Genomic DNA, 7,070 nt, shown 5'->3' on the forward strand with positions numbered 1-7,070 from the left:
GAAGGGCTGAAGCTGCCAGAGCGGCATAAGAAACGAAGGCGGCTGTATCACAAAGACAGTTCGGTCATCCGTTTGCGCCCAATGCATCCCAATCATGTTTGGGCAATTGATTTTGTTCACGACAAGCTGAGTAACGGGCGCAGCTACAAGATGCTGACCGTCTTAGATGAGTTTACCCGCCAAGCTCTTTGCGTTGAGGTGCAAGACAAGATGAACTCAGATGATGTTTTGCGTGTCATACATCGTTTGCTGATGAAATACGGAAAGCCTGAATGCATTCGATCTGACAATGGCGGGGAGTTCGTAGCTGAACACCTTCAAAAATGGCTCAGAAAGGTTGGCGTCAAACCAATCCAAATCTACCCAGGCAGTCCTTGGGAAAACGGTTACAATGAACGGTTCAACGGTATTCTTCGCCAAGAAGTCCTAAACGCTGAATGGTTCCACAGCATCAAACAGGCTCAGGTCGCAATCAATATTTGGCTCAAAGAATACAATCACATCAGGCCCCATCATGCACTCGGAATGCGACCTCCCATGCCAGAAACCTTATTAGAGAAATCCAAAATTAGTGGCACTGAAATTGGGGCTAGACACTTATATATTACGGGAATTTTAGATTTGCTGTGTGGAATGCGTCTCAAATTAGCTTCTGTGAACTTTATATTAGACATTAGGTCTCCATAAATAGCTATGAAGACTAATATATTGTCGTGATGGACTATGAGCAAGGGTATTTGTAATAGTTAGGAAAAGTTACAGAGGTTGATTCATGCTCTCTATTACGCCCAGACAGCTTGCCGCCGCGCGGGCTTTAGCTGGCCTTTCTCAGTTGCAGTTGGCGGAGCTAACAAGTGTCAGCTTGGGTACAATCAAGCGCATTGAAGCTGCTGCAAGCCAAACGGGCAGCTTCGATGGATTGCGAGTTGCTACCCTTCAGAAGCTGGTTGATGGTTTTGCGACTGTCGGGGTCACCTTCGACATGGCAGACGGGCGGCTGGGAGTCTCTATCTGCCAAGAATGACGTTTGAGCGTTATATTTCTAGCTTAAGAAATCTCTCAATTCTTCGTGTATTGTTTTAAATCAACAGCTTATGTGCAGTTCTGTTTAGGTGAATCCGCGCAATACAAATACCGCGTCCATCAACGCTCAGTATAACTTGAGCAAAGTGAACAAAGAGATGGAATCTGCCATGGAGCAGCTTTCCTCTGGTAAGCGGATCAATTCAGCGGCTGACGATGCTGCGGGTCTAAGCATTGCCACGCGTATGGAGAGCCAAGTAAAAGGCATCGGAATGGCCATTAAGAATGCCGCAGATGCACAATCTCTGGTGGACACAACAGACGGTGCTCATCAAGAAATTACGAATATTTTGCAGCGCATGCGTGAGCTATCAATTCAAGCGTCCAATGATACAAATGTGGCGTCTGACCGCGTGTCAATGCAGTTCGAAGTTACACAACTGCAAGCGGAAATTAACCGCATTTCGTCCCAAACCACTTGGAACGGCATGGCTTTGCTGGACGGTACCTTCGCTTCCAAGCAATTTCAGATTGGTGCTGAAGCCAACCAAACCATCTCAATGTCGATCGGCACCGTCAATACAGCTAATATTGGCGCCCATCAGGTTGACTCGGTTGTAAACATTGCGAGTGGTACCACAAACGGCATGGACGACGCTGGCGATGTAGTAATTACAGGATCGTTTGGTACATCCACTATTGACGTTAGTGCCACTGATAAATCCGCAAAAGGTTTCGCTGCGGCGGTTAACGCAGTCACTTCTGAAACAGGCGTAAGTGCAACGGCAATTACAAAGGTCAAGCTTTCAGATTTCAGCGAGGCAAATTGCGATTGCAAGTGCATCTGATCTACGTGACTTGAGGGACGCTATTAACGCTATCGCAGGAGAAACTGGTGTAACCGCAGCTCTGAGTGGCGGACAGAATTCTGCTCTCGAGTTAACGGATATTGATGGAGACGATATCAGCATTGGGTCGTTCTCAACGACAAGCACTGCGAATATGCGCCTGACAGCATTAGACAGGAATGGAGACACAGCAACCGACAATGATGGTGGTGTGGACCTAGTTGTTTTGCTGGAGGATACCGCAACCGATCAGACTACTTATGTTGATGCCGCAGCTTACACTGTGACCGGTCAGGTCACAATGAGCTCTGATGAATCTTATACGCTTGCAACAACACACGATGTGGCGGTGGCCGGTACCGCCATAACCCAGACTACCACAGGTGCCTTAGAGACCCTTACAACTGATGGTGAATTTTTTGGTGCAACTCCTGCCGCAGCTGGTATCGTCACCACCTCGTCTACTCTATCGTCTGTAGGATCGGTGGACATTTCCACCACAGCAGGTGCTGCAAACGCCCTAAATATCATTGATGGAGCGTTGGCACGTGTGTCTAATGCACGGCCTGATCTTGGTGCGGTTTCCAACCGACTTGATCACACAATGTCTAACTTGGGGACCATTCAGATCAATATTGGAACCTCCCAGTCTCGTATCGAAGATGCTGATTTTGCTAAGGTGACTGGAGATCTCACCAAGGCACAGATCATGAGCCAAGCGGCAACAGCGATGCTGGCGCAGGCAAATGCTTCGAAGCAAGGTGTACTCAGCTTGCTGCAAGGCTAAGAGCCTCTCTAAGAGTAGAAAAGGCCCTCGCTTGCGGGGGCCTTTTCGCTGTCTTGAAGGTATACTTTGCAGTGCTATACAGGTTGGTAATCCTCAAGATATATGACATTTGCACTCTCAGAAATGTGGAGATGATGGAATGACGCTAAAGACTGGAGATCTGCTTGCTATACTCGTGGTTGGGATAGTTGGAGCGTATACGTTCATCACAAAAGCGCAGTTTTTCGAGGTTTCTCCTAAACCTATTGTTGCGCAGGTGCAGTTGGTGAACAACTGTCCACTGCGCGAAAGCGCCTTTAGGGTCCAGGATTTGACAACGGGCAAGATCGCGGTTTTTTCTGGCGGCAATGCTCGTATAAAAACAGTGACCACTCATAATTTAACGCTCTCTTTAGCTAAAAAATATGATGATGTGGTGTTTTCGGGTACCCCTGTGCGCGCCAAAGAACACATTAAGCTCACGGCTGACTGTCAGACTTCGAAAAAAGAAAACGCAACATTCCAGTCATTGCGTAAATCACTTGGTAGGCAATAAGTTGATAATTGGGCCTGGCGCGTGGCTGTGGTCCGTCCTTGCAGGGATCTTTTGCGCGAATGATTGACTTGTATGGGCTGCTCAGGGGAGTGCTGCTCATTAAGCGGTATCTCGACTATGCCTTTCGGCTCTACTCACAACCTTAACTCACATGTCCCTACAAATTCCAACATCCGCATATATCCTGCGCAAAAGCCCACGTAACGCCCCAACCCGCGTTAACTACCACACATAGCGATCCCACCAAACTCACCGCCTTACGCCTGCTTATAGACGGTGACAGCTACCACTGCACTACACGCCACCCACAGTTCCTTGCGTCCCTTGTGGCTTGAGCTTGTCGTAGTCTGCCTGTGACGTTACTGTACTGGTGGCCTGAGGCATGCCCGACGAAGACTGCTCTGGCGCTTGAGCAGGGGGCTTAGATGCACTTGGCTTTGGTACAGCTGCAATAGCCTTACCCATCCGCGACTTTGGCTGCTTCTTTGATTTGACGTCGCCACCCTTTAGCCGTGTGTCCAGCTTGTTGGCGAGAAAGCTTGCGGTATTGGCAAAGGTCTTGATGTCATCAACGGCTTGCTCAAGACTGCCCGTGCCAGAGCCTTTCTCAATCATATCGATTAGTCTGCGCAGTTCGTCGCGGTCATCCATGTGCAACACCCACCTGTACAAAATGGGGTGATGCAAAATCACCAGCCAACTTCTGTAAGTACTTCCCGCTAAAAAACCGCAGCGCAGATTTTTTGGGCTGCAGAACCCATTTCAGATAAAAGCTCACGCGCCCATCCTCGCAGGCTCGCGCCACACCGCTTCTGCTTGGCGGGCTATGGCCTGATCGCAGAGGGCTTTAAGACGATCAAAGCGCTTTACCCATTGTTGGTGGGACTGGGCGTCACTGTTGCGTAAACTGTCTGCATAATGTCCTAACTTATGTGCGCAGACAGTCAGTGTTTCCACACTTGGCTCAATGCGGTTGTAGCGCAACACACGGATGTAGCCCTCACTGCGCCCCAGCCAGGCTTGGCAAAACTCAGGGGTATTAGCAGCAGCCCCTGAGCTGATTAACTCATCTCTAATATGTTCAAGAAGTTTGATACTCATGACATCTCCTCGTTAACTGATGTTCACTGTTATTTAGTTAAAATGAGCCGGCCCATGGCCATACTTGGGGTTGCGGTGTCTGTGCGCTGTACACATGCGCCCTGTGCTGTTCGAAGTCCGTAAGTGCCTAACTTCTCATTACCACTGGGCTGTGTTGTGTGACGTGGCCGTTGATGATGGGCTGAGGATTTACCCGTGCAAAACAAATAAAACACTGCTCTTTTTTTTTGTGTTTTGGGCAAAAGTTGCTGTCAAACACCGCAAACTAGTTTGCTGGTTTAAACCAGTGAAGTTTTTGAGGCAGTTAGATTAAGCACTGACTACAAGGCATTGTAACTAAGCGCGAAACTTCCAAAATCAGGAGGTAAGGTTGATATCCTTAAGGTTGTGTTGGGTGTCAATAAGCTAGCGCTATGGGTTATCAACCTTACAAACCATGTTAGCCGCTTGTGCGAATAGGGAACTGACCTTTGCCAACGCCGTCGATAAGGTGCTGAGCGCAGCGTAAATCATGTTGAATGGCTTTACGCTTGGCGCGGCGCAGTTCAACGTCGATGTCTTTGGTCGAGTAGCCGAGACGCTCCATGTAGGTTTTGGAAATGCCGCTTGCTTGTTGTGCTGCATGTAGACCCACGCGATCAGCGATTTGCTCATCGGGCAGTGTTGGATTGGCTTTACGTAATTTGAACACAGCTAGGTGCCGGTGCAGGTTCATCAGCACGGGTCGTCTGGCGACTGGATACTGTGCAGCCGAGCGGTAGAGCGCTGTGTTTTTGGGGAAGAGTAATTGGCTGTGTAGGTCTTTGAGGCCACGCTCGACGGCCTCAGACCCTAACGACAGATCTATTTGCACGTCTACGATGTCAGCGTTGGCATCGAACACCTGGGCATCTTTTGTGAAGGTCACTGCCTGTGGCTCCGCAAAGAGTGTGCAGTGGGTGGACCACCAGATTTTGAAGCTTTGGGCGAAGATGTCCCCAAAATCAGCATAGAGCTGCGAGCAGGGGCCATCACCATTATGAATGCACGTGGATCGATAATCGTTGTTGTAGCGCAAATATAGCCACCAATAATAATAGACGGAACACTTCCAGCCAGGAGCGCCTTTATAGGGTGGGTTTGGGCTTTTACTGTGAGGCTGTTTTTGGCTGAAAGTGGGCTGAGCGTGTTTGTAAGTCGGCGCTATGCGTGACTGGCGGCAGTGGGTTTGATTACGTGACTCAACGAGTTCCAACATGTTCGTTAGGTAAGCCAAAGTGCTTGGCTGTCCAGCAAAGTGGGTGTGCGCTGTTGATTCTCAGCAGTGTGAAGCGGTCGTTAGAGCCGTTTGTTATCAACCAACTGAGAGGACAGATTATGTCTGCTACAACTTACAAAACCCAACTTGAGAACACCCTCGATCAAATCTCCAAAGCACGTGCTGTTTGGGAAGAAGGTACGCTCAAATCTGCGAATGATGAGCTCTATGCTATTTTGGAGCGTTGCTTTGCAGTGTTCACTGAAATGAAGGACGATACTGCTAAGCGCCGTGCTTTAAATTCTTTGCTGACGGATCGTTCTATGAAGCCTCGGACCAGCACGAGCCTTGGCTTAAAGGTGATCCGGTATGTCTTTGGCAAAGAAGGCAATCGAGAAATCGCTTATGGTCGACTGTTGACGATTGCCTATGATCTTAAAGCTCCTGAGCAGACACTGACGAGTTACATCGAGCAGTGCGGCGGTGTTGAAGAAGTGCGCCGGGTGTCGAAGATCAAAGACGGCAAGAAGATGACGGCGGATGACTATAAGCAGATCGCTGTTACGGGTCTGAACATGGCGCGCATTCCTGTGGCGTCTTTTGCGCTGCCGGAATTTATCCAGCCCAATAGTGAGTATGATGAGGATTACGTTGTGGGGCTTATTCGCTGCAATCCCAACGGGACTGGTGATCTATTGTTTGGCAACAATGAAGCCAAAGTGATCGACACTGTGTTGGTCGCATCAGGCAAGTACCTCGATCAGAAAGCCCAAGATGACCAAAAAGGGCTTGAGGCTGTGGATGTGGCCAAGCGCCGTGCTGAGGATGTCAAAACTTTTGCCCCTAAGCTGTTTGCTGCCATGGGTGCCCAAGTGCGCATCACCGATAGCCAGCAAGTACCGGCTGAGTGATCCAATTGACGCTGCGGGACGATTGTTCCCGCAGCTCATGCCTTAGTCAATTAAGGAGAGTTTATATGACTTTTGAGGAACGTCATCGGCCGAAGGCTGTGCAGGATCTTGTGTTTGCAGATCCCACAGTTGCAGCCACAATCATGCGCTATGCAACAGCGCGCCCATCAAAGCCCTTGCTGCTCTATGGGGAACCAGGAACGGGTAAATCAGAAGCTCTGCGACTGATTGTTGAAGCGCAGTTCGCACAAGCTGGTATCGCGAGCGATGATTTTACAGTTAACGGTGCAGATGCGGGCAAGGGGCTCTTTGATAAGATCTTGAACATGGCGCAGATGCAGATGTGGGCGCCAGGATTGCCTGCACTAATCATCATTGATGAGATCGATGAAGTTGAGGATGCGCTGCCGGGCAAGACCCGTACGTTTATTGAACAGCATAAAAGCGTACAGCTCTTGGCCAGCACCAATTACGTCAAGAAGCTTAAGCCTGCTCTGCAGAGCCGAATGCGCTGTGTTGAAGTTCAAAGGCCGCTCAACACAGACTGGGTGCCACGCGCTCAAGCGATACTTGCTGCAGAAGGTGCGCGGGTAACCCAAAGTGGTGTTGCGCAGCTGCTGCAAAACTT

10 protein-coding genes are annotated in these 7,070 nt (G+C 49.4%); 7 read left to right on the forward strand and 3 right to left on the reverse strand.

The annotated features are described in order from the left end of the window. From NIG5292_RS12325 to NIG5292_RS12345, 5 genes are all read left to right on the forward strand, one after another. A partial coding sequence (locus NIG5292_RS12325; protein WP_144412758.1) for an integrase core domain-containing protein occupies nt 1-687 on the forward strand: 687 nt, incomplete at its 5' end. Between the two features lie 85 nt (nt 688-772). Next, nucleotides 773-1,024, forward strand: a complete 252-nt coding sequence (locus tag NIG5292_RS12330) for a helix-turn-helix domain-containing protein (protein ID WP_048599844.1) — start codon at nt 773-775, stop codon at nt 1,022-1,024. A gap of 88 nt (nt 1,025-1,112) precedes the next feature. Continuing rightward, entirely contained in the window at nt 1,113-1,871 is a 759-nt protein-coding gene (locus NIG5292_RS12335) for a flagellin N-terminal helical domain-containing protein (RefSeq protein WP_082136701.1), read from the forward strand. Nucleotides 1,872-1,881: 10 nt separating this feature from the next. After that, complete coding sequence (locus NIG5292_RS12340) at nt 1,882-2,658, forward strand: flagellin (RefSeq protein ID WP_158441666.1); 777 nt, start codon at nt 1,882-1,884, stop codon at nt 2,656-2,658. 139 nt (nt 2,659-2,797) lie between these two features. Beyond that, a complete protein-coding gene (locus tag NIG5292_RS12345) occupies nt 2,798-3,193 on the forward strand; it encodes a hypothetical protein (RefSeq protein ID WP_048599847.1) in 396 nt (131 codons plus the stop codon). 294 nt (nt 3,194-3,487) lie between these two features. Here NIG5292_RS12345 and NIG5292_RS12350 read toward each other — a convergent pair whose 3' ends face one another. From NIG5292_RS12350 to NIG5292_RS12360, 3 genes are all read right to left on the reverse strand, one after another. Next, nucleotides 3,488-3,844, reverse strand: a complete 357-nt coding sequence (locus tag NIG5292_RS12350) for a hypothetical protein (RefSeq protein ID WP_048599848.1) — start codon at nt 3,842-3,844, stop codon at nt 3,488-3,490. Between the two features lie 123 nt (nt 3,845-3,967). Further along, nucleotides 3,968-4,294, reverse strand: coding sequence for a DUF6626 family protein (locus NIG5292_RS12355; RefSeq protein ID WP_048599849.1), 327 nt, complete (start codon nt 4,292-4,294; stop codon nt 3,968-3,970). A 439-nt stretch (nt 4,295-4,733) separates the two neighbouring features. Beyond that, entirely contained in the window at nt 4,734-5,201 is a 468-nt protein-coding gene (locus NIG5292_RS12360; protein WP_143082036.1) for a hypothetical protein, read from the reverse strand. A 449-nt stretch (nt 5,202-5,650) separates the two neighbouring features. Between NIG5292_RS12360 and NIG5292_RS12365 the strand changes: the two genes are divergently transcribed. Beyond that, nucleotides 5,651-6,442: a hypothetical protein gene (locus tag NIG5292_RS12365; protein WP_048599851.1), complete on the forward strand. Its 792-nt coding sequence runs from the start codon at nt 5,651-5,653 to the stop codon at nt 6,440-6,442. Between the two features lie 65 nt (nt 6,443-6,507). Continuing rightward, nucleotides 6,508-7,070, forward strand: a 563-nt coding sequence (locus NIG5292_RS12370) for an AAA family ATPase (RefSeq protein WP_048599852.1), incomplete at its 3' end; no start/stop codon positions are given.

Source organism: Nereida ignava, from assembly GCF_001049735.1.
GTDB lineage: Bacteria > Pseudomonadota > Alphaproteobacteria > Rhodobacterales > Rhodobacteraceae > Nereida > Nereida ignava.

Excerpts from the sequence above, each read along its gene's own strand:
- NIG5292_RS12330 (WP_048599844.1), top strand. The coding sequence starts at position 773 with ATGCTCTCTATTACGCCCAGACAGCTTGCCGCCGCGCGGGCTTTAGCT.
- NIG5292_RS12345 (WP_048599847.1), top strand. The coding sequence starts at position 2,798 with ATGACGCTAAAGACTGGAGATCTGCTTGCTATACTCGTGGTTGGGATA.
- NIG5292_RS12350 (WP_048599848.1), bottom strand. The coding sequence starts at position 3,844 with ATGGATGACCGCGACGAACTGCGCAGACTAATCGATATGATTGAGAAA.
- NIG5292_RS12355 (WP_048599849.1), bottom strand. The coding sequence starts at position 4,294 with ATGAGTATCAAACTTCTTGAACATATTAGAGATGAGTTAATCAGCTCA.
- NIG5292_RS12365 (WP_048599851.1), top strand. The coding sequence starts at position 5,651 with ATGTCTGCTACAACTTACAAAACCCAACTTGAGAACACCCTCGATCAA.